Consider the following 24,041-nt stretch of genomic DNA (forward strand, 5'->3'; position numbering starts at 1 on the left):
TCGCTTCAATGCGCTGCAGGCAGCGTAATCTGCTCTAAAAGCGTATGGCTGGTGGCCAAAGAGCCACCGGCCTTTTTCCGTTATTAAGTGACAGCAAATAGATAACGGTATTGCAGACTGGAAGATCCCCTTCTGGACTGGCTTCTCAACTAGGTGCACATGCTGGGGAACACTGATGGCTTATTCATATACTGAGAAGAAACGTATTCGTAAGGATTTCAGCAAGCTGAACCAGGTAATGGAGGTTCCATACCTGCTGGCCACACAGCTTGATTCTTACCGCAAGTTTCTGCAACAGGGAACTGAGGCTGCACAGCGCGAAGATCTTGGTCTTCAGGCTGCCTTTAATTCCGTTTTTCCAATCGTTTCTTACTCCGGAAATGCAGCGCTGGAGTACGTCGGTTACCGCCTCGGTGAACCCGTTTTTGATGTCAAAGAGTGTCAGTTGCGTGGTGTTACCTACGCAGCGCCTTTGCGCGTCAAAGTGCGTCTAGTGATCTATGATCGCGACTCATCGACTAAGGCGATCAAAGATATTAAAGAACAAGAAGTCTACATGGGCGAAATGCCTTTGATGACTGAAAACGGTACTTTTGTTGTGAACGGCACTGAACGAGTCATCGTGTCTCAGTTGCATCGTTCACCGGGTGTCTTCTTCGATCATGATAAGGGTAAAACCCATTCATCAGGTAAGTTGCTGTATTCTGCACGTATCATTCCTTACCGTGGTTCTTGGTTGGATTTCGAATTTGATCCAAAAGATGCGCTGTTCGTACGTATCGACCGTCGCCGTAAATTGCCGGCGTCTGTATTGCTGCGCGCACTCGGTTTTAATACTGAAGAAGTGCTTGAGATCTTCTTCGACAACACTGGTTGGAACTTTGAAGACGGTCAGATCTGGATGGATCTGGTGCCTGAGCGTCTGCGTGGTGAAACCATGTCCTTCGAGATCAAAGATCCTGAAGGCAATGTGATTGTTGAAGCCGGTCGTCGTATTACACCGCGTCATACACGTCAAATGACTCAGGCGGGCATGAAGCAGCTGTTGGTGCCTTCTGAGTATCTGGCAGGTAAAGTTCTCGCGCGTGATATTGCAGATCCGAACACCGGTGAGGTGATGGCCGTTGCCAACACCGAGATGACGGAAGATCTGATTCTGCGTTTGCAGGCTGCCGGTATTCAGCGCTTTGAAACACTCTACACCAACGATTTGGATTGTGGCCCTTACATCTCCGATACCCTACGTATCGATACCACGCGTAACCAGCTCGAAGCGCTGGTTGAAATCTATCGGATGATGCGCCCTGGCGAGCCGCCAACAAAAGAGTCTGCTGAAGGTCTGTTTGAGAACCTCTTCTTCTCTGAAGAGCGTTATGACCTGTCGGCTGTGGGCCGTATGAAATTCAACCGTCGCTTAGGTCGTGAGATCGAAGTCGGTGCGGGTATTCTGGATAAAGATGACATTCTTGATGTCATGAAAACCCTGATCGACATCCGTAACGGTAAAGGCATCGTGGATGATATCGATCACTTGGGTAACCGTCGTATCCGTTCCGTGGGCGAGATGGCCGAAAACCAATTCCGTGTCGGTTTGGTGCGTGTTGAGCGTGCGGTACGTGAGCGTTTGTCGATGGCGGAATCGGACAACCTGATGCCACAGGATCTAATCAACGCTAAGCCAGTTGCGGCGGCGGTGAAAGAGTTCTTTGGTTCCAGTCAGCTCTCTCAGTTTATGGATCAGAACAATCCGCTTTCTGAAGTGACACATAAGCGTCGTGTCTCGGCCTTAGGCCCAGGCGGTCTGACCCGTGAGCGTGCAGGCTTTGAGGTGCGTGACGTACATCCTACGCACTACGGTCGTGTATGTCCGATCGAAACGCCTGAAGGTCCAAACATCGGTCTGATTAACTCCTTGGCTGTGTTTGCACGCACCAACGATTTTGGTTTCTTGGAAACCCCTTACCGCCGTGTTGTGGAAGGTAAGGTAACCGATGAGATCGACTATCTGTCGGCCATCGAAGAAAACAACTTTGTCATCGCTCAGGCGTCGGCGAAGTTGGATAACAACAACCAGCTCGTTGAAGACCTGGTTGAAGTGCGTCATGCCAACGAATTTACTGTTATGCCGCGTGACCGTGTTCAGTATATGGACGTGTCTGCGCGTCAGATCGTATCGGTAGCGGCCGCATTGATCCCCTTCCTCGAGCATGACGATGCCAACCGTGCCTTGATGGGTTCGAACATGCAGCGTCAAGCCGTTCCGACCTTGCGTGCTGAGAAGCCGCTGGTGGGCACAGGAATTGAGCGCAGCGTAGCGCAGGACTCAGGTGTCTGTGTCGTCGCGCGTCGTGGGGGGGTGATTGAATCGGTTGATGCCAGCCGTATCGTCGTACGTGCTAATGATGAAGAGACGGAAGCCGGTGATGCGGGTGTAGATATCTACAACCTGACTAAATACGTGCGCTCTAACCAGAACACCTGTATTAACCAGCGTGCAATCGTGCGCCCCGGTGAGCTGGTCAGCCGTGGTGATATCCTGGCCGATGGTCCTTCCGTGGATATGGGTGAACTGGCTTTGGGTCAGAACATGCGTATCGCCTTCATGCCTTGGAACGGTTACAACTTCGAAGACTCCATTCTGGTGTCTGAGCGCGTTGTTCAGGATGAGCGTTTTACTACGATCCACATCCAGGAACTGACCTGTGTGGCGCGTGATACCAAGCTCGGTGCTGAAGAGATTACTGCGGATATCCCGAACGTGGGTGAAGCGGCTCTGTCGAAATTGGATGAGACGGGTATCGTACACATCGGTGCTGAAGTGGGTCCCGGCGATATCCTAGTCGGTAAAGTCACACCTAAGGGTGAGACTCAGCTGACGCCAGAAGAAAAGTTGCTGCGTGCGATCTTTGGTGAAAAAGCCTCTGACGTTAAAGACACCTCTTTGCGTGTGAAGGGCGGCACCATCGGTAAAGTGATCGATGTTCAGGTCTTCACCCGTGATGGAGTGGAGAAGGATTCACGTGCTCGCGCCATCGAAAAGTCGGAACTGGATGCCATTCGTAAAGACTTGAATGACGAGTTCCGTATTGTTGAAGATGCGACCTATGAGCGTATGGCCAAGGTTTTGGTTGGCTTGCAAGCTGAGGGCGGTGCTGGCCTGAAGAAAGGTGAAACCATCACGGCAGAGTTCTTAGCGCAGTTGAAGCGTTCTGAATGGTTCAAGATCCGCATCGCGGACAATGATGTTCAGGATATGCTGGAGCACGCACAGAAGCAGTTAGAAGAGCGTCGCGAAAACCTCGACAAGCGTTTTGAAGATAAGAAGCGTAAGTTGCAGACCGGCGACGATCTGGCACCGGGCGTACTCAAAATCGTTAAGGTGTATGTCGCCACTAAACGCCGCATCCAGCCAGGTGATAAGATGGCCGGTCGTCACGGTAACAAGGGTGTTATCTCCGTTATCATGCCGGTTGAAGATATGCCGTACGATGAGAACGGTGAGCCGGTGGATATCGTTCTTAACCCTCTGGGTGTACCGTCTCGTATGAACGTGGGTCAGATCCTCGAGACCCATATGGGTGCGGCGGCTAAAGGCTTGGGTCGTAAGATCAATGCTATGCTCGAAGAGCAGCGTGCGCAAGCGGAGACAGTCAAGCAGCTGCGCGGCTTCCTCAACGAAGTTTACAACGGTGAACATGCGGGTCTGAAGGTCGCACGTCGTGAAGATCTCGATAGCCTGTCTGATGCTGAGATTCTGGAGCTGGCGAAAAACCTGCGTGGCGGTGTACCTCTGGCAACACCGGTATTCGATGGTGCAAAAGAAGCGGAAATCAAAGCACTGTTGCGCTTGGCGGATATGAACGATACCGGTCAGGTCAGCCTCTATGATGGCCGCACTGGGGATAAATTTGATCGTCCCGTGACCGTCGGTTACATGTACATGCTGAAGTTGAACCACTTGGTGGATGACAAGATGCATGCGCGTTCAACCGGTTCTTACAGCCTAGTCACTCAGCAGCCGCTGGGGGGTAAAGCTCAGTTCGGTGGTCAGCGCTTCGGTGAGATGGAGGTCTGGGCGCTGGAAGCCTATGGTGCCGCTTATACTCTGCAGGAGATGTTGACCGTGAAGTCGGACGATGTGAATGGTCGTACCAAGATGTACAAAAACATCGTGGATGGCGACCACCGCATGGAGCCAGGCATGCCTGAATCCTTCAACGTTCTTATCAAGGAAATCCGCTCTCTCGGTATCGATATCGAACTGGAAAGCGAGTAAGACCTTAACTGATCACCCGGGCAGCGCGGCATTAAGCGGCGCTGCCACAGAGAACTCCGTGAGGAGCATACGACAATGAAAGATTTGCTGAATCTGCTCAAAACCCAGGGTAAAAGCGAAGAGTTTGACTCGATTCGCATTACTCTGGCATCACCGGACATGATCCGTTCTTGGTCTTACGGTGAAGTCAAAAAGCCGGAAACCATCAACTATCGCACCTTCAAACCGGAGCGTGATGGTCTGTTCTGTGCCAAGATCTTTGGTCCGATTAAGGACTATGAGTGCTTGTGTGGTAAATACAAGCGCATGAAGCACCGTGGTGTGATCTGCGAGAAGTGTGGTGTTGAAGTGACTATGACTAAGGTGCGTCGTGAGCGCATGGGTCATATTGAACTGGCTTCGCCTGTTGCCCACATCTGGTTCCTTAAGTCACTGCCCTCCCGTATTGGCTTGATTCTCGATATGACACTGCGTGATATCGAACGCGTGCTTTATTTCGAATCTTTTGTAGTGATCGATCCGGGCATGACGACGCTGGAGCGTGGTCAGCTACTGAACGATGAGCAGTACTTTGAAGCCCTAGAAGAATACGGCGACGAGTTTGATGCACGCATGGGCGCCGAAGCGATTCAGGAGCTGTTGGCTTCGATCGATCTGGAAGGCGAATGCCAAAGCATGCGTGAAGAGATTCCACAGACTAACTCTGAGACCAAGCTGAAGAAGCTGTCGAAGCGTTTGAAGCTGATGGAAGCCTTCAACAAATCTGGTAACCGTCCAGAATGGATGATCCTGAATGTCCTGCCCGTCTTACCACCGGATCTACGTCCATTGGTACCGCTGGATGGTGGCCGTTTTGCGACTTCCGATCTGAACGATCTTTACCGTCGTGTGATCAACCGCAACAACCGTCTTAAGCGTCTGCTGGATCTGAATGCGCCGGATATCATCGTGCGCAACGAGAAGCGTATGCTGCAGGAGTCTGTCGATGCACTGTTGGATAACGGCCGTCGCGGTCGTGCCATCACCGGCTCCAACAAGCGTCCGCTGAAATCCTTGGCCGATATGATCAAGGGTAAACAGGGTCGTTTCCGTCAGAACCTGCTTGGTAAGCGTGTCGATTACTCTGGCCGTTCCGTAATCGTAGTCGGTCCTTCTCTGCGTCTGCATCAGTGTGGTCTGCCGAAGAAGATGGCGCTGGAGCTGTTCAAGCCGTTTATTTTCTCCAAGCTTGAGCTGCGTGGTCATGCCACCACCATCAAGGCTGCGAAGAAGATGGTTGAGCGTGAAGAAGCGCTGGTATGGGATATACTCGACGAAGTCATCCGTGAGCATCCAGTACTGCTGAACCGTGCGCCGACTCTGCACCGTTTGGGTATCCAGGCGTTTGAACCGGTACTGATTGAAGGTAAAGCGATTCAGCTGCACCCGCTAGTATGTGCGGCCTATAACGCCGACTTTGACGGTGACCAGATGGCGGTGCACGTACCGCTGACCATCGAAGCGCAGTTGGAAGCGCGTGCTTTGATGATGTCGACTAACAACATCCTGTCACCCGCAAACGGCGAGCCGATCATTGTGCCTTCACAGGACGTGGTTTTGGGTCTGTACTATATGACCCGTGAGCGTATCGCAGCGAAGGGTGAAGGCATGTCCTTCACCAATATTAAAGAAGTACAGCGTGCACATGGCGCTGGCCAGGTTCACCTGCAAGCACGTATCAAGGTACGTATTCGTGAAGTGATTCGTGACATCGAAGGCAATGTCGAAGAGATCACTGCGATCCGTGATACCACCGTAGGTCGTGCCATGCTGTTTGATATCGTTCCAGAAGGTTTGCCGTTTGCATTGGTTGACCAGGCGATGAAGAAAAAAGCCATCTCCAAGCTGTTGAACGAAGCTTATCGCCGCTGTGGTTTGAAAGATACAGTCATTTTTGCCGATCAGCTGATGTACATGGGCTTCCGTCAAGCGACTCTGTCTGGTGCATCGATTGGTGTGAATGACTTTGTGATTCCAGATGAAAAAGCTCAGATCGTTGCAGCGGCGGAAGCTGAAGTGACCGAGATTGAGCGTCAGTTTGCAGACGGTCTGGTGACACATGGTGAGAAATACAACAAGGTAGTCGATATCTGGTCGCGTGCTAACGAAGTGTTGGCGAAGCGCATGATGGACAACCTTAAGGTCGATCTGGTTAAAGATTCTGAAGGCAACGACGTTGAGCAGGAATCCTTTAACTCGGTTTATATCATGGCCGACTCCGGTGCGCGTGGTAGCGCGGCACAGATCCGTCAGCTGGCGGGTATGCGTGGCCTGATGGCCAAGCCAGATGGCTCGATCATCGAAACACCGATCATTGCAAACTTCCGTGAAGGTCTGAACGTTCTTCAGTACTTTATTTCTACGCACGGTGCGCGTAAGGGTCTGGCGGATACCGCTCTGAAAACAGCGAACTCCGGTTACTTGACGCGTCGTCTCGTTGACGTGGCACAGGATCTGGTGATTACCGAGCCAGATTGCGGTACGGAAAATGGTCTTCTGGTGCAGCCACTGATCGAAGGTGGCGACATCATTGTCAGCCTGGGTGAATTGATCCTTGGGCGTGTGGTGGCGCAGGATGTACTCGATCCAACAGGTCAGGATGTCTTGATCGAGAAGGGCACGCTGATTGACGAGTCCTGGGTGCACCGCCTGCAGAATGACGAGCGCTTCAGCAGTATTGATGAAGTGCGTGTACGTTCAGCGATCTCTTGCGAATCGGTACACGGTATCTGTTCTAAGTGTTATGGCCGTGATCTAGGCCGTGGACATTTGGTGAACCGTGGTGAAGCTATCGGGGTTATTGCCGCTCAGTCTATCGGTGAGCCGGGCACACAGTTAACCATGCGTACCTTCCACATTGGGGGAGCGGCATCACGAGCCGCTGCGGTTGATAGCATTCAAGTGAAAAATGGCGGTGAAATCCGTCTGCACAACCTGAAGTTCGTAGAGCGTACAGATGGCAGTTTGGTCGCCACTTCGCGTTCAGGTGAACTGGGTGTGACAGATGAGCACGGTCGTGAGCGTGAGCGTTATAAGCTGCCTTACGGTGCCATGATCAAGGTTAAAGACGGTAGTAAGGTTGATGCCGGTGCTATCGTCGCAAACTGGGATCCACATACTCACCCAATCATCTCTGAGGTGAAGGGTAAGGTGGTGTTTGTCGGGATGGAAGACGGTATTACCGTTAAGCGTCAGACCGACGAATTAACGGGCTTGTCGACCATTGAAGTTCTGGAAGCAAAAGATCGTCCACAAGCGGGTAAAGATATCCGTCCGATGATCAAGCTTGTTGACCTCAACGACAATGAGTTGTGCTACCCAGGCACTGAGATGCCGGCGCAGTACCTCTTGCCGCCTAAAGCGATTGTGAACCTGCATGATGGTGCAACGGTTGAAATCGGTGATGTTCTGGCACGTATTCCTCAAGAAGGTACGGTCAACAAGGATATTACCGGGGGTCTGCCACGCGTGGCTGACTTGTTTGAAGCGCGTAAGCCAAAAGAGTATGCAATCCTGGCCGAAGTATCCGGTGTGATCTCTTTTGGTAAGGAAACCAAAGGCAAGCGTCGTATTCTGATCACACCACACGATGGTTCAGATCCTTTTGAGATCATGATTCAGAAATGGCGTAACCTTAACGTCTTTGAAGGTGAGTCCGTAGAGAAGGGTGAGGTGATCTCCGATGGTCCATCTAACCCGCACGATATTCTGCGAATTCTGGGCGTGACCGAACTGGCGAAATATATCGTCAGCGAAATCCAAGACGTTTACCGTCTCCAGGGTGTAGGCATCAACGATAAGCACATTGAAGTCATCGTACGTCAGATGGTGCGTAAAGTTGAAATCACCGAATCGGGTGATTCAAGCTTCATCCCAGGTGAGCAGGTTGAGTTTACGGCAGTACGTTTGGAGAATGAGCGCCTGACGGCTGAAGGCAAGTTCCCCGCTAAGTTCGAACGTGTCCTCTTGGGTATTACGAAGGCGTCCTTGGCAACGGAATCCTTCATTTCGGCGGCTTCCTTCCAGGAAACTACACGTGTTCTGACCGAGGGTGCGGTGAATGGTAAGAGTGACTCGTTGCGCGGCTTGAAAGAAAACGTGGTCGTGGGTCGTTTGATTCCTGCCGGTACCGGTCTGGCGTATCACAGCGAGCGCAAACGTAAACGCCGTTTGGCACAGGATGGCGCGGGTGTGAGTGCTGAAGAAGTTCAGCAGGCACTGACCGCGGCGTTAAATGCGTCAATGTCTAGCTCTGATTAAAAAACAGACAATAATTGACGCTTTGGGCGGGAATTGGTTAAAATTCCCGCCCTCTTATGTGACTGGGTAGAAATGCCCGGTTTTTTTATGGTGACAACCAAGTTGGAGTTTGCTGAATGGCAACAATTAACCAGTTGGTACGTAAGCCACGTAAGCGCAAGGTAGAAGCAAGTGACGTTCGTGCACTTGAAGCCTGCCCTCAGCGTCGTGGTGTTTGTACCCGTGTGTATACCACTACTCCTAAGAAGCCAAACTCTGCGCTGCGTAAAGTATGCCGTGTGCGTTTGACCAATGGTTTCGAAGTTTCTTCTTACATCGGTGGTGAAGGTCATAACCTGCAGGAGCACTCTGTAGTTCTGATCCGTGGCGGCCGTGTGAAGGATTTGCCAGGTGTACGTTATCACACAGTTCGTGGCGCACTGGATTGCTCAGGCGTAAACGATCGTAAACAGGCTCGCTCTAAGTACGGTACCAAGCGTCCTAAATCTTAATTCGTCAAAGTAACGGCGAAGTGATTGCAGTCAGAATTCTTTTGGATTTTACGCTGTGCGCTTAACCGAAGACGATAAGAGTAAGGACAGGTGCCCTGCATCCTGAGAAACCTGAAGACCTTTTTAACAGATTTGAGGGCTTATCATGCCTAGAAGACGTATAGCTGCAAAGCGTGAAATTCTGCCGGATCCTAAGTTCGGTAACACTACCCTGGCAAAATTCATCAACCATCTGATGATCAGTGGTAAAAAATCCGTTGCGGAAAGTATTGTGTACGGCGCAATGGACAAAATTCAAGAGCGTACCAAGCAGGATCCATTGGAGCTGTTTGACAAGGCGCTGGAAACCGTTCAACCCGTCGTCGAAGTAAAATCACGCCGTGTCGGTGGTGCTACCTACCAGGTGCCTGTTGAAGTGCGCCCTTCTCGTCGTATGGCATTGGCTATGCGTTGGTTGGTGGATGCATCCCGTAAGCGTGGTGAGAAATCAATGGCTCTGCGTCTGGCAGGCGAATTGATCGATGCTGCAGAAGGTCGTGGTGCCGCTGTTAAGAAACGTGAAGACGTGCACCGTATGGCTGAAGCCAACAAAGCCTTTGCTCACTACCGCTTCTAAACATCAGAGGACTAACCCGTGGCACGTAAAACACCGCTTTCTAGATACCGTAACATCGGTATCTGTGCGCACGTAGACGCAGGTAAAACGACCACTACCGAGCGTGTACTTTTCTATACCGGTTTGTCACACAAGCTGGGTGAAGTACATGACGGTGCTGCTACCACCGACTGGATGGAGCAGGAACAGGAGCGTGGTATTACTATCACCTCCGCTGCCATCACCGCTTTCTGGAGCGGTATGGACAAGCAGTTTGATGAGCATCGCATCAACGTTATCGACACACCGGGCCACGTTGACTTCACCGTTGAAGTTGAGCGTTCTTTGCGTGTTCTTGACGGTGCGGTTGTTGTGTTATGTGCGTCTTCAGGCGTGCAGCCACAGACTGAAACTGTATGGCGTCAGGCGAACAAGTACGAAGTACCTCGCATGGTCTTCGTCAACAAAATGGACCGCGCCGGTGCAGATTTCTTCCGCGTTGAAGATCAGTTGAAGAAACGTCTGAACGTAACGACTGTGCCGATCAACTTCCCAATCGGTTCAGAAGACACCTTCTCAGGTGTTGTAGACGTTTTGCGTATGAAAGCCATTCTATGGAATGAAGCTGATCAGGGTATGACCTTTGAGTTAGGTGATATTCCAGCTGATTTGCAGGCAAAAGCTGAAGAGTTGCGTGAAAACGTGATCGAAGCGGCTGCAGAAGCAGACGAAGAGTTGATGGAAAAATACCTGGGCGGCGAAGAGTTGACCCTGGAAGAGATCAAAGCCGGTCTGCGTAAGCGCACAATCAATAACGAAATCGTGTTGATGTTGTGTGGTTCTGCATTCAAGAACAAAGGTGTCCAGGCTGTATTGGATGCGGTGGTTGAATACCTGCCGTCCCCAACTGAGATCAAAGCGATCGAAGGTACACTGGATGATAAAGATGAAACCGTTGCATCGCGTAAAGCGGATGATGATGAGCCTTTCTCTGCACTGGCGTTCAAAATCGCAACGGACCCATTCGTGGGTACTCTGACCTTTATCCGTGTTTATTCCGGTGTTCTGAGCTCTGGTGACAGCGTTTATAACTCGGTTAAAGACCGTAAAGAGCGTGTGGGACGTATGGTGCAGATGCACGCGAACTCACGTGAAGAGATCAAAGAAGTCCGTGCCGGTGACATCGCTGCCGTGATTGGTCTGAAAGACGTTACCACAGGGGATACTCTGTGTGATATCGACAACAAGATCATCCTTGAGCGTATGGAATTCCCTGAGCCGGTTATCTCGGTTGCGGTAGAGCCTAAGTCTAAAGCAGATCAGGAAAAAATGGGTATTGCTCTGGGCAAACTTGCCCAGGAAGATCCTTCTTTCCGCGTTGCGACCGATCCAGAGAGTGGCCAGACCATTATCTCCGGTATGGGTGAGTTGCACCTGGACATCATCGTTGATCGTATGAAGCGTGAGTTCAAGGTTGAAGCGAACATCGGTAAACCACAGGTGGCTTACCGTGAGAAGATCCGCAAGTCGGTTGTGGCTAACCACAAGTTTGCACGTCAGTCAGGTGGTCGCGGTCAGTATGGTCACGTTGTTGTTGAATTCAGCCCATCTGATGAAGAAGGACTGGAGTTCATCAACGAGATCGTGGGTGGTGTGATTCCTAAGGAATACATCCCAGCTATCCAGAAGGGTATCGAAGAGCAGATGAAGAACGGCGTCATCGCCGGCTATCCGCTGATCGGCCTGAAGGCGCGTCTGTACGATGGATCTTTCCACGAAGTTGACTCCAACGAGATGGCGTTTAAAATCGCAGCATCCCAGGCACTGAAGAAGTATGCCCAGGAAGCGAGCCCATGTCTGCTTGAGCCGATGATGAAGGTTGAAGTGGTCACTCCTGAAGAATACATGGGTGACGTAATGGGTGACTTGAACCGTCGTCGTGGTCTGGTTCAGGGTATGGAAGACACTGTTTCTGGCAAGGTCATCAATGCTCAGGTTCCGCTGGGTGAGATGTTCGGTTACGCAACTGACTTGCGTTCAGCTTCGCAGGGTCGTGCAACCTACTCTATGGAGTTTGATTGCTACAACGAAGCACCGAATAACATTGCTGAAGCTGTGATTAAACAGAACTAATTTAGCTGATTTTTGATTAAGAGGATTTAGCTGTGGCTAAGAAAGCTTTTGAACGTAACAAGCCTCACGTCAACGTAGGAACCATTGGCCACGTTGACCATGGTAAAACCACCCTGACTGCAGCCCTGACGCGCGTATGTGCGGAAGTGTGGGGCGGTACAGCGGTAGCGTTTGACGGTATCGACAATGCACCCGAAGAGCGTGAGCGTGGTATCACCATCTCTACTTCACACGTAGAGTATGAGTCACCTGTTCGCCACTATGCGCACGTAGACTGCCCAGGTCACGCTGACTATGTTAAAAACATGATCACCGGTGCGGCGCAGATGGACGGCGCGATCCTGGTGTGTTCAGCGGCTGACGGCCCCATGCCACAGACGCGTGAGCACATCCTGCTGTCACGTCAGGTCGGCGTACCTTACATTGTTGTGTTCCTGAACAAAGCGGACATGGTTGACGATGCTGAGCTGTTGGAACTGGTTGAAATGGAAGTGCGTGAGCTTCTCGACCAGTACGACTTCCCAGGCGACGACACTCCGATCGTTGTAGGTTCAGCGCTGATGGCACTGAACGGCGAAGACGACAACGAAATGGGTACGTCTGCGGTTAAGAAACTGGTTGAAACTCTGGATGCTTACATCCCTGAGCCAGAGCGTGCTGTTGACCGTCCATTCCTGATGCCAATCGAAGACGTTTTCTCTATCTCCGGTCGTGGTACCGTAGTAACAGGCCGTATCGAGCGTGGTATCCTGAAAGTGGGTGACGAGATCGAGATCGTCGGTGTACGTGACACCACGAAAACGACTTGTACCGGTGTTGAGATGTTCCGTAAGCTGCTGGACGAAGGTCGTGCAGGTGAGAACGTGGGTGCGCTGCTGCGTGGTACTAAGCGTGACGACGTTGAGCGTGGTCAGGTTTTGTGCAAACCCGGTTCAATCAAGCCGCACACTAAGTTCGAAGGCGAAGTGTACGTGTTGAGCAAAGAAGAAGGTGGTCGTCACACTCCATTCTTCAAAGGCTACCGTCCACAGTTCTACTTCCGTACAACTGACATCACGGGCGCGTGCGAGCTGCCAGAAGGTGTTGAGATGGTGATGCCGGGTGATAACGTTCAGATGACCGTTACCCTGATCAACCCAATCGCGATGGAAGAAGGTCTGCGCTTTGCGATCCGTGAAGGCGGTCGTACAGTGGGTGCGGGCGTTGTTGCGAAAATTATCGAGTAATATCGATTAAACATAAAAAGCCCTCTACGGAGGGTTTTTTTGTGTCTGCAATAAAGGGTGGTTAAAAAATAGCCGCAATAGCTTGACCCTTTGAGTTGCTCTGAGTAAAATTTGCGTCCCCTGTCAAAAGGGGAGGTCGGCTATTGCCGTAATGAAATCAACAGGAATTGCGTGATCAGAATGCAGAACCAAAAAATCAGAATTCGTCTGAAGGCTTTTGATCATCGCCTGATCGACTCGTCCGCGCAGGAAATTGTAGAAACTGCTAAGCGTACGGGTGCACAGGTGCATGGTCCGATCCCACTTCCTACTCGCAAAGAGCGTTTTACCGTTCTGATTTCTCCTCACGTGAACAAAGATGCACGTGATCAGTATGAAATCCGTACGCACAAACGTGTTCTGGACATCGTCGAGCCAACAGAAAAAACTGTTGATGCTTTGATGAAGCTGGATCTCGCTGCGGGTGTAGAAGTGCAGATCAGCCTGGGCTAATCAAGCTGCGCAGAATTAATCAATTTTAATGAAGCGCTATTTGAGGAATGCTCTGTAATGGGCAGCCATAGTGGGTGACAGCCCCGTACTCAACTGGCAAGAGGTAATAAAATGTCTGTAGGACTTATCGGACGTAAAGCGGGTATGACCCGCGTCTTCACAGAAGATGGCGTGTCCGTGCCAGTCACTGTCATCGAGGTGGATCCGAACCGCGTGACTTGCGTGAAGACCGTTGAAACTGACGGTTACGCTGCTATCCAGGTAACGACTGGGGTGAAGAAGGCTAACCGCCTGACTAAGCCTGAAGCCGGTATCTTTGCGAAAGCAGGTGTGGAAGCAGGTCGTGGTTTGTGGGAGTTCCGTCTCTCGGGTGACGAAGAAATCAACGTTGGCGATCTGCTGACAGTTGAGCGCTTCGAAGCAGGTCAGAAAATCGACGTAACCGGTCGTAGCAAGGGTAAAGGTTTCCAGGGTGGTGTTAAGCGCTGGAATTTCCGTACTCAGGACGCGACTCACGGTAACTCGCTTTCTCATCGTGCTCCGGGTTCCATTGGTCAGTGTCAAACACCAGGCCGTGTTTTCAAGGGCAAAAAGATGGCAGGTCACATGGGTGACGAGCGTTGCACTATCCAGACTCTGGAAGTTGTGCGTGTAGACGCTGAGCGCAACCTGCTGCTGGTCAAGGGCGCCATTCCAGGCGCGACTGGTGGTGACGTCATCGTTAAACCTGCTGTTAAAGCACGCGGCTGAAGGGGTTGACATGAATTTGAATCTGACAGGAGCCAACGGTTCGGTCGAAGTATCCGAACTGGTATTTGGCAAAGAGTTTAATGAGGCGCTGGTTCACCAGGTCGTCACCGCGTATCTGTCCGGTGGTCGTCAGGGTAGCAAAGCGCAGAAGAATCGTTCTGCTGTTTCCGGTGGTGGCGCTAAGCCATTCCGTCAGAAAGGATCGGGTCGTGCTCGTGCGGGTACTAGCCGTTCACCTTTGTGGCGTTCCGGTGGTGTGACCTTCGCAGCGAGCCCACGTAACTATTCTCAGAAAGTGAACAAAAAGATGTATCGCGCTGCGATGCGTTGCATTTTCTCTGAGTTGGTGCGCCAGGACCGTCTGCTGGTGGTTGATGGTTTCCAGATGGAAGCGCCAAAAACTAAGCAGTTCATTGCCAAGATGAAAGAGCTTGAGCTCAGCAATGCGCTGTTCATCACTGAAGAAGTGGAAGCAAACCTGTATCTAGCTGCACGTAACGTACCGCACGTTGATGTACGTGACGTTGCCGCAATCGATCCAGTTAGTCTGGTCGGCTTTGATAAGGTAGTTGTGACTGTATCTGCTCTGAACAAAATCAATGAGGTGCTGGCATGAATCCGGAGCGCATTTATAAAGTGTTGCTGGGTCCTCACATCTCTGAGAAAGCAACAATTGTTGCTGATGGATCACAGCAGGTCGTTTTCCGTGTAGCGAGTGATGCTACTAAGCCGGAAATCAAGAAGGCCGTTGAAGAGTTGTTCAACGTTAAAGTTGCAGGCGTAAATGTCCTGAACGTCAAAGGCAAAACCAAGCGTACCGCTCGCGGTATGGGTAAGCGCTCTGATGTACGTAAGGCTTATGTTTGCCTAGCTGACGGCTCTGAAATCGATTTCTTGGCTGGCGAATAAGAGGGGTTGAATCATGGCAATTGTTAAATCTAAGCCGACCTCTGCCGGACGTCGTCACCTTGTCAAAGTGGTCAACAAGGATCTGCATAAGGGTAAACCTTTTGCCGGTCTGGTTGAGAAGCAGGGCAAGAGCGGTGGTCGTAACAATAACGGTCGTATTACGACACGTCATATCGGTGGTGGTCACAAGCATCACTACCGTGTTATCGATTTCCGCCGTAATAAAGATGGCATCCCTGGTATTGTTGAGCGTTTGGAATATGATCCAAACCGCACAGCGCACATCGCGCTGATCAAGTACCTGGATGGTGAGCGTCGTTACATCATTGCTCCTAAGGGCTTGGTGGCCGGTGCAAAAATCATTTCTGGTGAAACTGCGGACATCAAAGTGGGCAACACCATGCCACTGCGTAATGTTCCGCTGGGTAGCACAGTACACTGTATCGAACTGAAGCCTGGTAAGGGTGCTCAGATGGCTCGTTCTGCGGGTGCATCTGCGCAGCTGGTAGCGCGTGAAGGGGCTTATGCCACTCTGCGTCTGCGTTCAGGTGAAGTGCGTAAAGTTCTGGCAGAGTGTCGTGCGACTCTGGGTGAAGTTAGCAACTCCGAGCATTCCCTGCGTCAGTTGGGTAAAGCCGGTGCCAAGCGTTGGAGAGGCGTTCGTCCGACCGTGCGTGGTGTTGCGATGAACCCGGTTGATCACCCGCATGGTGGTGGTGAAGGTCGTACCTCTGGTGGTCGTCACCCAGTGACACCTTGGGGCGTTCCGACCAAAGGTCACAAAACTCGCAAGAACAAGCGTACTAATAAACTTATCGTACGCCGTCGTAGCGCTAAATAAGGGGATACAGCTGTGCCACGTTCACTGAAGAAAGGTCCATTTATCGACCTTCACCTGTTGAAGAAGGTAGAAGCTGCAATTGAAGCAAATGAAAAGCGTCCGATCAAAACCTGGTCGCGCCGCTCCACAGTGTTTCCAAACTTTGTGGGTTTGACAATTGCAGTCCATAACGGTCGTCAGCATGTTCCAGTGTTTATCACTGAAGACATGGTCGGTCATAAATTAGGTGAGTTTGCTGCAACACGTACATTCCGCGGTCATGCAGCCGACAAGAAGGCCAAGAAGAAGTAAGGGAGGATAGATGATGGAAGTAGTCGCCAAGCATATCGGCGCCCGCATCTCCGCCCAGAAGGCCCGTCTGGTCGCTGATCAGATCCGTGGTAAGTCTGTGGCAGATGCTCTAGATATCCTGACGTTCAGCAGCAAGAAAGGTGCTGATCTGGTCAAGAAGGTGCTGAATTCTGCAATTGCTAACGCTGAGCACAATGAAGGCGCTGACGTTGATGAGCTGCGTGTATCCGCAGTATTCGTTGATGAAGGTATGACCATGAAACGCATTCGTCCACGTGCTAAAGGTCGCGCAGATCGTATTATGAAGCGCACCTCACACATCACTGTAAAAGTGGCTGACTGAAGGCTGACGGCTAGGAGATTTCGATATGGGTCAAAAAGTTAACCCAACCGGTATACGCCTCGGCATCGTCAAGGACCACACTTCCGTGTGGTACGCTGACAAGTCCAGCTATGCCGCCCAGCTGCTGAATGATCTCCGTGTACGCGAGTACTTGGAGCAGAAGCTGAAGAATGCGTCTGTAAGTCGCATTGATATTGAGCGTCCTGCTCAAAACGCCAAGATCACCATCCACACTGCTCGTCCGGGTATTGTGATTGGTAAGAAAGGCGAAGACGTAGAAGTTCTGCGTGCCGGTATTTCTGAGATGATGGGTGTGCCTGTTCACATCAATATCGAAGAAGTCCGTAAGCCAGATCTGGATGCCAAACTGGTCGCTCAGAGCGTAGCCAGCCAGCTCGAGCGTCGTGTGATGTTCCGTCGTGCGATGAAGCGCGCGGTACAGAACGCTATGCGCATCGGTGCGAAGGGTATCAAGATTCAGGTAGGTGGTCGTTTGGGTGGTGCTGAAATCGCGCGTACTGAATGGTACCGTGAAGGTCGCGTACCGCTTCACACACTGCGTGCTGACATTGACTACGCAACTTACGAAGCGCACACAACTTATGGTGTGATTGGCGTTAAAGTCTGGGTCTTCAAGGGTGAGATTCTCGGCGGTATCGAACAGGTACGTGCTGAGAAGAATGCGCCTAAGAAGAAAGGAACTAAGTGAGGTAAACGTCAATGCTGCAACCTAAACGTCTGAAATACCGCAAGGTGATGAAAGGCCGCAACCGCGGTCTGGCACAGCGCGGCAGCAAGGTGAGCTTTGGCGAGTACGCGTTGAAAGCGACCGGTCGTGGTCGTATTACAGCGCGTCAGATCGAAGCGGCTCGTCGTACCATGACACGTCACGTTAAGCGTGGCGGTAAGATCTGGATCCGTGTCTTCCCGGACAAGCCGATCACGACTAAGCCCCTTGAAGTCCGTATGGGTAAAGGTAAGGGTAACGTAGAATACTGGGTTGCTCAGATCCAGCCAGGTAAAGTTCTGTTTGAAATCAGCGGCGTAAGCGAAGAGCTGGTGACAGAAGCCTTTAATCTGGCGGCTGCTAAGTTGCCTGTAACTACAACCATTGTTAAACGGACGGTGATGTAATGAAAGCTACTGAACTGCGCGAAAAGTCCGCTGAAGAACTTCAGCAGGCGCTGCTGGGTCTGTTGAAGGACCAGTTCAATCTGCGCATGCAGAGAGCGACGGGTCAGCTGGCTCAGAATCATCTGCTGGGCCAGGTCCGCCGTGACATCGCTCGCGTCAAAACTGTACTGAAGCAGAAGGCAGGTGCATAAATGAGCGCAGAAAAACGTACTCGTACTGTGACCGGTAAGGTCGTCAGCGACAAAATGGATAAAACCATTACAGTGCTGGTTGAGCGTAAAGAAAAACACCCTATCTACGGGAAGTTTGTTCGCCGCTCCACCAAGCTGCACGCTCATGATGAAAAGAATGAGTGCCAGGCCGGTGATCTGGTAACGATCGCTGAATCACGTCCTTTGTCTAAATCTAAGACTTGGACGCTGGTACGCATTGAAGAGCGCGCAGCGAAGGTGTAAGATAACGCACCTTTGCTCCTATAGCCCCGCTGTCAGAGCTCGCTTTGGCAGCAGGATAAACAGTTTGTGGAGTAGACCATGATTCAGACAGAATCAATGCTTGATGTTGCTGACAACAGCGGCGCTAAGCGTGTGATGTGCATTAAGGTCCTGGGCGGTTCTCACCGTCGCTACGCAAGTGTCGGTGACATCATTAAAGTCACTGTCAAGGAAGCAATTCCACGTGGCAAGGTGAAAAAAGGTCAGGTACTTAAAGCTGTCGTAGTACGCACCCGTAAAGGTGTACGTCGTCCAGACGGATCTATCATCCGTTTTGATGTGAACTCAGCTGTTCTGCTGAATAACAACGACGCACCGATCGGAACTCGTATCTTCGGCCCAGTAACGCGTGAGCTTCGTACTGAGAAGTTCATGAAGATCATTTCCCTGGCGCCTGAAGTGCTCTAAGACCTGCTTTTTTGTAAGTAGATCTTTTAAAACGCCATGCTCGCAAGGGTTTGGCGTTTTTGAGCATGAGAGGGTAGCAGGAAAGGACAAGGTAATATAATGCGTAAAATTCGTCGTGACGATGAAGTCATCGTAATCGCAGGTAAAGACAAAGGTAAGCGTGGCAAGGTCATGCGTGTTCTGCAGGACGATCGTCTGATCGTTTCTGGTATCAACATGATTAAGAAGCACGTTAAGCCGAATCCTATGCTGGGTCAGCAGGGTGGCATCGTTGAGAAAGAAGCAGCTATCGCTACTTCTAACGTCGCTATTTTTAATCCCGCGACCGGTAAAGGTGATCGTGTAGGCTTCAAACACCTTGAAGACGGCACCAAGGTTCGCTTCTACAAGTCTAACGGCGAAGTCGTCGTTGGTGATAAGTAAGAGAGGTGGGTGCAATGTCTAGATTAAAAGCGCTTTACGATAACGAATTGAAAAAACAGCTCAAAGAAGAGTTGAATAGCCCGAACATCATGGCTGTTCCTCGCGTCACCAAAGTCACTCTGAACATGGGTGTGGGTGAAGCTCTGGGCGACAAAAAACAGCTGGAAAACGCTGTAGCAGATATGACCGCGATCGCAGGTCAGAAGCCTATCGTGACTAACGCACGCAAATCTATCGCGGGCTTCAAGGTTCGTGAAGGTTGGCCGATCGGTTGTAAAGTTACTCTGCGTGGCGCGCGTATGTGGGAATTCCTGGATCGTCTGGTTGACGTGTCTATTCCACGTATTCGTGACTTCCGTGGCTTGAATCCTAAGTCTTTTGATGGACGTGGAAACTACAGCATGGGCGTTAAAGAGCAGATCATTTTCCCTGAAATCGATTACGATAAAGTGGATAAGATCCGTGGTTTAGATATTACGATCACCACGACTGCTCAGACCAATGATGAAGGTCGCGCACTTCTGACTGCTCTGCAGTTCCCGTTCCGCAAATAATCAAAGGTAAGGTCATGGCTAAGTCATCTATGAAAAACCGTGAGTTGAAGCGCGAACAGGCTGTTGCAAAATTTGCAGCTAAGCGTGCTGAGCTCAAGGCAGTAATTGCCAACCCAAACAGTTCTGAAGATGAGCGTTGGGATGCACAGGTTGCGCTGCAGAAAATGCCGCGTGATGCGAGTCCAGTGCGTCAGCAACGTCGTTGTCAGCTGACAGGTCGTCCACACGGTGTTTACCGTAAGTTCGGTCTGTGTCGTAACAAGCTGCGTGAAGCCGCAATGCGCGGTGATGTACCTGGCCTGAAGAAAGCGAGCTGGTAATCCGCTCGTAAACGGTAAGCACGGTGGTCTGGGCAGGTTCTTCAAGGTTCCTGCTACCGCACCGCGCTGCACATTTGAGGAAATTAAAGCATGAGTATGCAAGATACCCTCGCGGATATGTTTACACGTATTCGTAACGGGAACATGGCTGAAAAGTCTGCTGTCTCTATGCCTTCTTCCAAGCAGAAAGTTGCTCTGGCAAAGGTTCTGAAAGAAGAGGGTTATATCGCTGACTACCAGGTTGAAGGCGATGTTAAGCCAGTTCTGACTATTGAACTGAAGTACTTCGAAGGCAAGCCTGTCATCGAGAATATCAAGCGCGTAAGCCGTCCAAGTCTGCGTATCTATCGTCACGCTGACAAGCTGCCAAAAGTTTCTGACGGCTTAGGTATTGCGATTGTTTCTACCAGTAAAGGCATCATGACCGATCGTGCAGCTCGCGCTGCAGGTGTAGGTGGTGAAGTCATCTGCACGGTATTCTAAGGGGTGTTCTGATGTCACGTATAGCTAAGAATCCCGTAGTCCTACCGGCTGGTGTTGAGTTGACCGTTAACGGTCAGAGCGTTACTGCAAAGGGTAAAAATGGCCAGTTGAGCCTGGACGTTCATCCTTCTGTAGCGGTTGAAGTTGCTGAAGGTAAAGTGACCTTTGCTGCTCGTGATGGCAGCAAGCAAGCCGTAGCTCTGTCTGGAACTACTCGTGCACTGATCAACAACATGGTTGTCGGTGTTAACGAAGGTTTCCAGAAAACCATGCAATTGATTGGTGTCGGTTATCGTGCCGCTGCTAAGGGTAATGTTGTTAACCTGACCCTTGGTTTCTCACACCCGATTGATTATGAACTGCCTGAAGGCGTAACTGCTGAAACTCCAAACAACACGACCATCATTTTAAGCGGTGCTGATAAGCAGCGTGTAGGTCAGGTTGCAGCAGAAATTCGCGCATTCCGTCCGCCAGAGCCTTATAAAGGTAAAGGTGTTCGTTATGTGGATGAATTTGTACGCCGTAAAGAGGCTAAGAAGAAGTAAGGCTGGGTCATGAACGAAAAAAATCAAGCTCGAATTCGTCGTGCGCGTCGGTCTCGCCTGAAAATGCGTGAGCTGGGCGCTGTGCGTCTGTGCGTTAACCGCACTCCACGTCACATCTATGCACAGGTCATCTCTGCTGACGGTTCAACCGTTCTGGCAGCAGCTTCGACTGTTGAAAAAGATCTGCGTAACGATGCAACCGGTAATGTTGAAGCAGCGCGTAAGATCGGCACTCTGATTGCTGATCGTGCTAAAGCGGCTGGTATCACTAAGGTCGCTTTTGACCGTTCCGGTTACAAATATCACGGCCGGGTTCAGGCCCTGGCTGAAGCGGCTCGCGAAGGCGGCCTGGAATTCTAAAGGTTTCTATTATGGCAAATCACGAACAGAAAGACGGTGAACTCCAGGAGAGACTGGTCCAGGTTAACCGTGTCGCTAAAGTTGTGAAAGGCGGTCGTATTTTCGGCTTCACAGCTCTGACTGTCGTCGGTGATGGTAATGGTCGCATCGGTTTTGGTCGCGGTAAGGCACGTGAAGTACCTGTCGCGATTCAGAAAGCGATGGAACAGGCTCGCCGTAACATGGTCAATGTTTCTCTGAATGGTCACACTCTGCAGTATCCAGTGAGAGCCCGTCACGGTGCATCTCGTGTATACATGCAGCCCGCCTCTGAAGGTACCGGTATTATTGCTGGTGGTGCGATGCGTGCTGTGCTCGAGTTGGCAGGCGTTCAGAACGTTTTGGCTAAGTGCTATGGCTCTACCAACCCAGTTAACGTTGTACGTGCAACAGTGAACGGTCTGTCTTCTATGAAGTCACCAGACGATATCGCTGCTAAGCGTGGTAAAAGCGTTGCTGAGATCCTGGGGAACTAATCGATGGCTAACAAAATCAAAGTCACCCTGTTCCGCAGCATGATTGGCACTTTGCCCAATCACAAGCTGTGTGTGAAAGGTTTGGGTCTGCGCCGCATCGGTCACGTTGTTGAAGTAGAAGATACTCCAGCAGTGCGCGGTATGATTAACAAAGTCAACTACATGGTTCGTGTAGTTGGTGAGTGATAGGAGTCACCCAATGCGTTTAAATACATTACGCCCGGGTGCTGGTGCCAAGCATGCCCCTAAGCGTGTAGGTCGTGGTATCGGTTCCGGTCTGGGTAAAACCTGTGGTCGCGGTCACAAGGGTCTGAAATCCCGTTCTGGTGGCAGCGTTAATCCAGGTTTCGAAGGCGGCCAGATGCCAATTCACCGCCGTCTGCCGAAATTCGGTTTTACATCACGTAAATCACGTTATGTCGCTGAAATTCGTCTGGCTGAGCTGAATCTGGCAGGTGTTGAAGTGGTCGATCTCGCTGCTTTGAAAGCGGCTGACATCATCAAGCAGGAAATCAAAACTGCTAAAGTGATTCTGTCTGGCGAACTCTCTAAGCCTGTTACCGTTAAAGGTCTTAAAGTGACTAAAGGTGCACAGGCTGCGATTGAAGCGGCTGGCGGTAAAGTCGAGGCATAAATGGCTAAGCAAGGAACCCTACCGGCAGGAAAGCAAAGTGGATTAGGTGAGCTTTGGGCTCGTCTGCGCTTTGTGCTCCTCGCGATCATCGTTTACCGTATCGGTGCACATATTCCTGTGCCGGGTATTAACCCTGATCGTTTGGCCGCATTGTTTGAACAGAACCAAGGTACCATCCTAAGTCTGTTCAATATGTTTTCAGGTGGTGCTCTAGAGCGTATGAGTATTCTCGCTCTGGGCGTGATGCCTTACATCTCTGCATCGATCATTATGCAGTTGATGACGGTTGTCAGTCCGCATCTTGAGCAGCTGAAAAAGGAAGGTGAAGCGGGTCGTCGTAAAATCAATCAATACACACGTTACGGTACCGTCGTGCTTGCAACTATCCAAGGTTTGGGTATGTCTGTAGGCCTGGCCAGCCAGGGTGTAGCGTTTGCGGCGGATTTCAGTTTCTATTTCGTAGCAGTTGTAACCTTTGTTGCAGGTGCTGTCTTCCTGATGTGGTTGGGTGAGCAAATTACAGAGCGTGGTATCGGCAACGGTATCTCAATTCTGATATTTGCCGGTATTGTGGCAGGTCTTCCAAGTGCGATAGGGCAGTCTTTTGAAGCTGCTCGTCAGGGAGATCTTAACATCCTTGCTTTGCTGCTGATCGCAGTGCTTGCGATGGCGACTGTAGGTTTTGTTGTGTTTATGGAGCGCGGTCAACGCCGTATCACCATCAACTACGCTAAACGTCAGCAGGGTCGTCGCATTTATGCCGCACAGAGCAGCCACTTACCTTTAAAGGTGAATATGGCGGGTGTAATTCCCCCGATATTCGCTTCCAGTATTCTGCTTTTCCCTGCTTCTATGGGGCAGTGGTTTGGGCAGAGTGAAGGAATGGATTGGCTGCAGGATATGGCTCTGGCACTTGGCCCAGGTCAGCCGCTGCATATACTGTTGTTCGGTATTGCTATCGTGTTCTTCTGCTACTTCTATACGGCGATTATGTTTAATCCTAAAGAAGTTGCAGATAACCTGAAAAAATCAGGTGCATTTATCCCGGGTATTCGCCCTGGTGAGCAGTCTGCACGTTACATCGATACGGTTCTCACACGTTTGACACTCTTTGGTGCTTTGTACATCACCGCTGTGTCTCTGATGCCGCAGTTTTTAGTTGTAGCTTGGAATATTCCTTTCTACTTCGGCGGTACGTCTCTGTTGATCGTTGTAGTTGTGGTGATGGACTTTATGGCTCAGGTGCAATCACATCTGATGTCTCATCAGTACGAATCCCTGATGAAAAAATCGAATCTTAAAGGCGGCGCGGGTTTGCTCCGTTAAGCCGAATGAGGTGGATCATGAAAGTACGCGCGTCTGTAAAAAAGATTTGCCGTAACTGCAAGATTGTACGTCGTAACGGTTCCGTTCGCGTGATCTGCAAAGTGGAACCCCGCCATAAACAGCGTCAGGGTTAATCCACAGACCCAATAAAAGGCGTGGGGGCGCGCCGACTTGATTTATTTTTGATCAAGGTATATTA

29 protein-coding genes are annotated in these 24,041 nt (G+C 50.9%); all 29 read left to right on the forward strand.

Annotation, left to right across the window (positions count from 1 at the left end; translation table 11 throughout):
- Nucleotides 1-175 precede the first annotated feature (175 nt).
- The 29 genes from rpoB to rpmJ all read left to right on the forward strand — a co-directional run bounded on the left by rpoB (nt 176) and on the right by rpmJ (nt 23,976).
- Nucleotides 176-4,276, forward strand: coding sequence for a DNA-directed RNA polymerase subunit beta (gene rpoB, locus E1H14_RS00385; RefSeq protein ID WP_149389484.1), 4,101 nt, complete (start codon nt 176-178; stop codon nt 4,274-4,276).
- 75 nt (nt 4,277-4,351) lie between these two features.
- Entirely contained in the window at nt 4,352-8,575 is a 4,224-nt protein-coding gene (gene rpoC / locus E1H14_RS00390; protein WP_149389485.1) for a DNA-directed RNA polymerase subunit beta', read from the forward strand.
- Between the two features lie 116 nt (nt 8,576-8,691).
- On the forward strand, nt 8,692-9,066 hold the full coding sequence (rpsL, locus tag E1H14_RS00395) for a 30S ribosomal protein S12 (RefSeq protein ID WP_149389486.1): 375 nt from the start codon (nt 8,692-8,694) through the stop codon (nt 9,064-9,066).
- A gap of 145 nt (nt 9,067-9,211) precedes the next feature.
- The gene (gene rpsG, locus E1H14_RS00400; RefSeq protein ID WP_149389487.1) at nt 9,212-9,682 is read left to right on the forward strand and encodes a 30S ribosomal protein S7; all 471 of its coding nucleotides are present in this window, start codon (nt 9,212-9,214) and stop codon (nt 9,680-9,682) included.
- 18 nt (nt 9,683-9,700) lie between these two features.
- Nucleotides 9,701-11,794, forward strand: a complete 2,094-nt coding sequence (gene fusA / locus E1H14_RS00405) for an elongation factor G (protein WP_149389488.1) — start codon at nt 9,701-9,703, stop codon at nt 11,792-11,794.
- A 32-nt stretch (nt 11,795-11,826) separates the two neighbouring features.
- The gene (gene tuf, locus E1H14_RS00410; protein WP_149389477.1) at nt 11,827-13,020 is read left to right on the forward strand and encodes an elongation factor Tu; all 1,194 of its coding nucleotides are present in this window, start codon (nt 11,827-11,829) and stop codon (nt 13,018-13,020) included.
- 180 nt (nt 13,021-13,200) lie between these two features.
- Nucleotides 13,201-13,512, forward strand: a complete 312-nt coding sequence (rpsJ, locus tag E1H14_RS00415; RefSeq protein ID WP_036511965.1) for a 30S ribosomal protein S10 — start codon at nt 13,201-13,203, stop codon at nt 13,510-13,512.
- Nucleotides 13,513-13,623: 111 nt separating this feature from the next.
- Nucleotides 13,624-14,262 (forward strand): 50S ribosomal protein L3, encoded by a 639-nt coding sequence (gene rplC, locus E1H14_RS00420; RefSeq protein ID WP_149389489.1) that lies wholly within the window; start codon nt 13,624-13,626, stop codon nt 14,260-14,262.
- A 10-nt stretch (nt 14,263-14,272) separates the two neighbouring features.
- Complete coding sequence (gene rplD / locus E1H14_RS00425; protein ID WP_149389490.1) at nt 14,273-14,878, forward strand: 50S ribosomal protein L4; 606 nt, start codon at nt 14,273-14,275, stop codon at nt 14,876-14,878.
- Nucleotides 14,875-15,171 carry a 50S ribosomal protein L23 gene (gene rplW / locus E1H14_RS00430; RefSeq protein ID WP_149389491.1) on the forward strand — a complete coding sequence of 99 codons (297 nt, stop codon included), beginning with the start codon at nt 14,875-14,877 and terminating at the stop codon, nt 15,169-15,171. The genes rplD and rplW overlap by 4 nt, the downstream gene beginning before the upstream one ends.
- Nucleotides 15,172-15,184: 13 nt before the next feature.
- Nucleotides 15,185-16,012 (forward strand): 50S ribosomal protein L2, encoded by an 828-nt coding sequence (gene rplB, locus E1H14_RS00435; protein ID WP_149389492.1) that lies wholly within the window; start codon nt 15,185-15,187, stop codon nt 16,010-16,012.
- 12 nt (nt 16,013-16,024) lie between these two features.
- Nucleotides 16,025-16,303, forward strand: coding sequence for a 30S ribosomal protein S19 (gene rpsS, locus E1H14_RS00440; RefSeq protein WP_036511974.1), 279 nt, complete (start codon nt 16,025-16,027; stop codon nt 16,301-16,303).
- Between the two features lie 10 nt (nt 16,304-16,313).
- Entirely contained in the window at nt 16,314-16,646 is a 333-nt protein-coding gene (gene rplV, locus E1H14_RS00445; protein WP_456093773.1) for a 50S ribosomal protein L22, read from the forward strand.
- Between the two features lie 25 nt (nt 16,647-16,671).
- Nucleotides 16,672-17,355 carry a 30S ribosomal protein S3 gene (gene rpsC / locus E1H14_RS00450; protein WP_149389493.1) on the forward strand — a complete coding sequence of 228 codons (684 nt, stop codon included), beginning with the start codon at nt 16,672-16,674 and terminating at the stop codon, nt 17,353-17,355.
- Between the two features lie 11 nt (nt 17,356-17,366).
- Nucleotides 17,367-17,780: a 50S ribosomal protein L16 gene (rplP, locus tag E1H14_RS00455; protein WP_149389494.1), complete on the forward strand. Its 414-nt coding sequence runs from the start codon at nt 17,367-17,369 to the stop codon at nt 17,778-17,780.
- Nucleotides 17,780-17,971 carry a 50S ribosomal protein L29 gene (gene rpmC, locus E1H14_RS00460; RefSeq protein ID WP_149389495.1) on the forward strand — a complete coding sequence of 64 codons (192 nt, stop codon included), beginning with the start codon at nt 17,780-17,782 and terminating at the stop codon, nt 17,969-17,971. The genes rplP and rpmC overlap by 1 nt, the downstream gene beginning before the upstream one ends.
- The gene (gene rpsQ, locus E1H14_RS00465; protein ID WP_149389496.1) at nt 17,972-18,235 is read left to right on the forward strand and encodes a 30S ribosomal protein S17; all 264 of its coding nucleotides are present in this window, start codon (nt 17,972-17,974) and stop codon (nt 18,233-18,235) included.
- A 78-nt stretch (nt 18,236-18,313) separates the two neighbouring features.
- Nucleotides 18,314-18,682: a 50S ribosomal protein L14 gene (gene rplN / locus E1H14_RS00470; RefSeq protein WP_149389497.1), complete on the forward strand. Its 369-nt coding sequence runs from the start codon at nt 18,314-18,316 to the stop codon at nt 18,680-18,682.
- 99 nt (nt 18,683-18,781) lie between these two features.
- Nucleotides 18,782-19,105 carry a 50S ribosomal protein L24 gene (gene rplX / locus E1H14_RS00475; protein ID WP_149389498.1) on the forward strand — a complete coding sequence of 108 codons (324 nt, stop codon included), beginning with the start codon at nt 18,782-18,784 and terminating at the stop codon, nt 19,103-19,105.
- A gap of 14 nt (nt 19,106-19,119) precedes the next feature.
- Nucleotides 19,120-19,659 carry a 50S ribosomal protein L5 gene (rplE, locus tag E1H14_RS00480; RefSeq protein WP_149389499.1) on the forward strand — a complete coding sequence of 180 codons (540 nt, stop codon included), beginning with the start codon at nt 19,120-19,122 and terminating at the stop codon, nt 19,657-19,659.
- Between the two features lie 14 nt (nt 19,660-19,673).
- Nucleotides 19,674-19,979 (forward strand): 30S ribosomal protein S14, encoded by a 306-nt coding sequence (gene rpsN / locus E1H14_RS00485; RefSeq protein ID WP_149389500.1) that lies wholly within the window; start codon nt 19,674-19,676, stop codon nt 19,977-19,979.
- Between the two features lie 90 nt (nt 19,980-20,069).
- Entirely contained in the window at nt 20,070-20,462 is a 393-nt protein-coding gene (gene rpsH, locus E1H14_RS00490; protein ID WP_149389501.1) for a 30S ribosomal protein S8, read from the forward strand.
- Between the two features lie 11 nt (nt 20,463-20,473).
- Nucleotides 20,474-21,007 (forward strand): 50S ribosomal protein L6, encoded by a 534-nt coding sequence (gene rplF, locus E1H14_RS00495; RefSeq protein WP_149389502.1) that lies wholly within the window; start codon nt 20,474-20,476, stop codon nt 21,005-21,007.
- 9 nt (nt 21,008-21,016) lie between these two features.
- Nucleotides 21,017-21,367 carry a 50S ribosomal protein L18 gene (gene rplR, locus E1H14_RS00500; RefSeq protein ID WP_149389503.1) on the forward strand — a complete coding sequence of 117 codons (351 nt, stop codon included), beginning with the start codon at nt 21,017-21,019 and terminating at the stop codon, nt 21,365-21,367.
- 11 nt (nt 21,368-21,378) lie between these two features.
- A complete protein-coding gene (gene rpsE, locus E1H14_RS00505; RefSeq protein WP_149389504.1) occupies nt 21,379-21,882 on the forward strand; it encodes a 30S ribosomal protein S5 in 504 nt (167 codons plus the stop codon).
- A 3-nt stretch (nt 21,883-21,885) separates the two neighbouring features.
- Nucleotides 21,886-22,068 carry a 50S ribosomal protein L30 gene (gene rpmD / locus E1H14_RS00510; protein ID WP_149389505.1) on the forward strand — a complete coding sequence of 61 codons (183 nt, stop codon included), beginning with the start codon at nt 21,886-21,888 and terminating at the stop codon, nt 22,066-22,068.
- 13 nt (nt 22,069-22,081) lie between these two features.
- A complete protein-coding gene (gene rplO, locus E1H14_RS00515) occupies nt 22,082-22,516 on the forward strand; it encodes a 50S ribosomal protein L15 (protein ID WP_149389506.1) in 435 nt (144 codons plus the stop codon).
- On the forward strand, nt 22,517-23,842 hold the full coding sequence (gene secY / locus E1H14_RS00520) for a preprotein translocase subunit SecY (protein WP_149389507.1): 1,326 nt from the start codon (nt 22,517-22,519) through the stop codon (nt 23,840-23,842). It abuts the gene before it with no gap.
- Between the two features lie 17 nt (nt 23,843-23,859).
- The gene (gene rpmJ / locus E1H14_RS00525) at nt 23,860-23,976 is read left to right on the forward strand and encodes a 50S ribosomal protein L36 (RefSeq protein WP_007021200.1); all 117 of its coding nucleotides are present in this window, start codon (nt 23,860-23,862) and stop codon (nt 23,974-23,976) included.
- Nucleotides 23,977-24,041: the final 65 nt, after the last annotated feature.

It is taken from the genome of Nitrincola tapanii (assembly GCF_008368715.1).
Taxonomy (GTDB): domain Bacteria; phylum Pseudomonadota; class Gammaproteobacteria; order Pseudomonadales; family Balneatricaceae; genus Nitrincola; species Nitrincola tapanii.

Excerpts from the sequence above, each read along its gene's own strand:
- rpmC (WP_149389495.1), top strand. The coding sequence starts at position 17,780 with ATGAAAGCTACTGAACTGCGCGAAAAGTCCGCTGAAGAACTTCAGCAG.
- rplO (WP_149389506.1), top strand. The coding sequence starts at position 22,082 with ATGCGTTTAAATACATTACGCCCGGGTGCTGGTGCCAAGCATGCCCCT.
- rplE (WP_149389499.1), top strand. The coding sequence starts at position 19,120 with ATGTCTAGATTAAAAGCGCTTTACGATAACGAATTGAAAAAACAGCTC.
- rplF (WP_149389502.1), top strand. The coding sequence starts at position 20,474 with ATGTCACGTATAGCTAAGAATCCCGTAGTCCTACCGGCTGGTGTTGAG.
- secY (WP_149389507.1), top strand. The coding sequence starts at position 22,517 with ATGGCTAAGCAAGGAACCCTACCGGCAGGAAAGCAAAGTGGATTAGGT.
- rplV (WP_456093773.1), top strand. The coding sequence starts at position 16,314 with ATGATGGAAGTAGTCGCCAAGCATATCGGCGCCCGCATCTCCGCCCAG.
- rplB (WP_149389492.1), top strand. The coding sequence starts at position 15,185 with ATGGCAATTGTTAAATCTAAGCCGACCTCTGCCGGACGTCGTCACCTT.
- rpmJ (WP_007021200.1), top strand. The coding sequence starts at position 23,860 with ATGAAAGTACGCGCGTCTGTAAAAAAGATTTGCCGTAACTGCAAGATT.
- rpsJ (WP_036511965.1), top strand. The coding sequence starts at position 13,201 with ATGCAGAACCAAAAAATCAGAATTCGTCTGAAGGCTTTTGATCATCGC.
- rpoB (WP_149389484.1), top strand. The coding sequence starts at position 176 with ATGGCTTATTCATATACTGAGAAGAAACGTATTCGTAAGGATTTCAGC.
- rpsG (WP_149389487.1), top strand. The coding sequence starts at position 9,212 with ATGCCTAGAAGACGTATAGCTGCAAAGCGTGAAATTCTGCCGGATCCT.
- rplW (WP_149389491.1), top strand. The coding sequence starts at position 14,875 with ATGAATCCGGAGCGCATTTATAAAGTGTTGCTGGGTCCTCACATCTCT.
- rpsC (WP_149389493.1), top strand. The coding sequence starts at position 16,672 with ATGGGTCAAAAAGTTAACCCAACCGGTATACGCCTCGGCATCGTCAAG.
- rpsE (WP_149389504.1), top strand. The coding sequence starts at position 21,379 with ATGGCAAATCACGAACAGAAAGACGGTGAACTCCAGGAGAGACTGGTC.
- rpoC (WP_149389485.1), top strand. The coding sequence starts at position 4,352 with ATGAAAGATTTGCTGAATCTGCTCAAAACCCAGGGTAAAAGCGAAGAG.
- rplD (WP_149389490.1), top strand. The coding sequence starts at position 14,273 with ATGAATTTGAATCTGACAGGAGCCAACGGTTCGGTCGAAGTATCCGAA.
- rpsQ (WP_149389496.1), top strand. The coding sequence starts at position 17,972 with ATGAGCGCAGAAAAACGTACTCGTACTGTGACCGGTAAGGTCGTCAGC.
- rpsL (WP_149389486.1), top strand. The coding sequence starts at position 8,692 with ATGGCAACAATTAACCAGTTGGTACGTAAGCCACGTAAGCGCAAGGTA.
- rplP (WP_149389494.1), top strand. The coding sequence starts at position 17,367 with ATGCTGCAACCTAAACGTCTGAAATACCGCAAGGTGATGAAAGGCCGC.
- rplR (WP_149389503.1), top strand. The coding sequence starts at position 21,017 with ATGAACGAAAAAAATCAAGCTCGAATTCGTCGTGCGCGTCGGTCTCGC.
- rpsH (WP_149389501.1), top strand. The coding sequence starts at position 20,070 with ATGAGTATGCAAGATACCCTCGCGGATATGTTTACACGTATTCGTAAC.
- rpmD (WP_149389505.1), top strand. The coding sequence starts at position 21,886 with ATGGCTAACAAAATCAAAGTCACCCTGTTCCGCAGCATGATTGGCACT.
- rplC (WP_149389489.1), top strand. The coding sequence starts at position 13,624 with ATGTCTGTAGGACTTATCGGACGTAAAGCGGGTATGACCCGCGTCTTC.
- rplX (WP_149389498.1), top strand. The coding sequence starts at position 18,782 with ATGCGTAAAATTCGTCGTGACGATGAAGTCATCGTAATCGCAGGTAAA.
- rpsN (WP_149389500.1), top strand. The coding sequence starts at position 19,674 with ATGGCTAAGTCATCTATGAAAAACCGTGAGTTGAAGCGCGAACAGGCT.
- rplN (WP_149389497.1), top strand. The coding sequence starts at position 18,314 with ATGATTCAGACAGAATCAATGCTTGATGTTGCTGACAACAGCGGCGCT.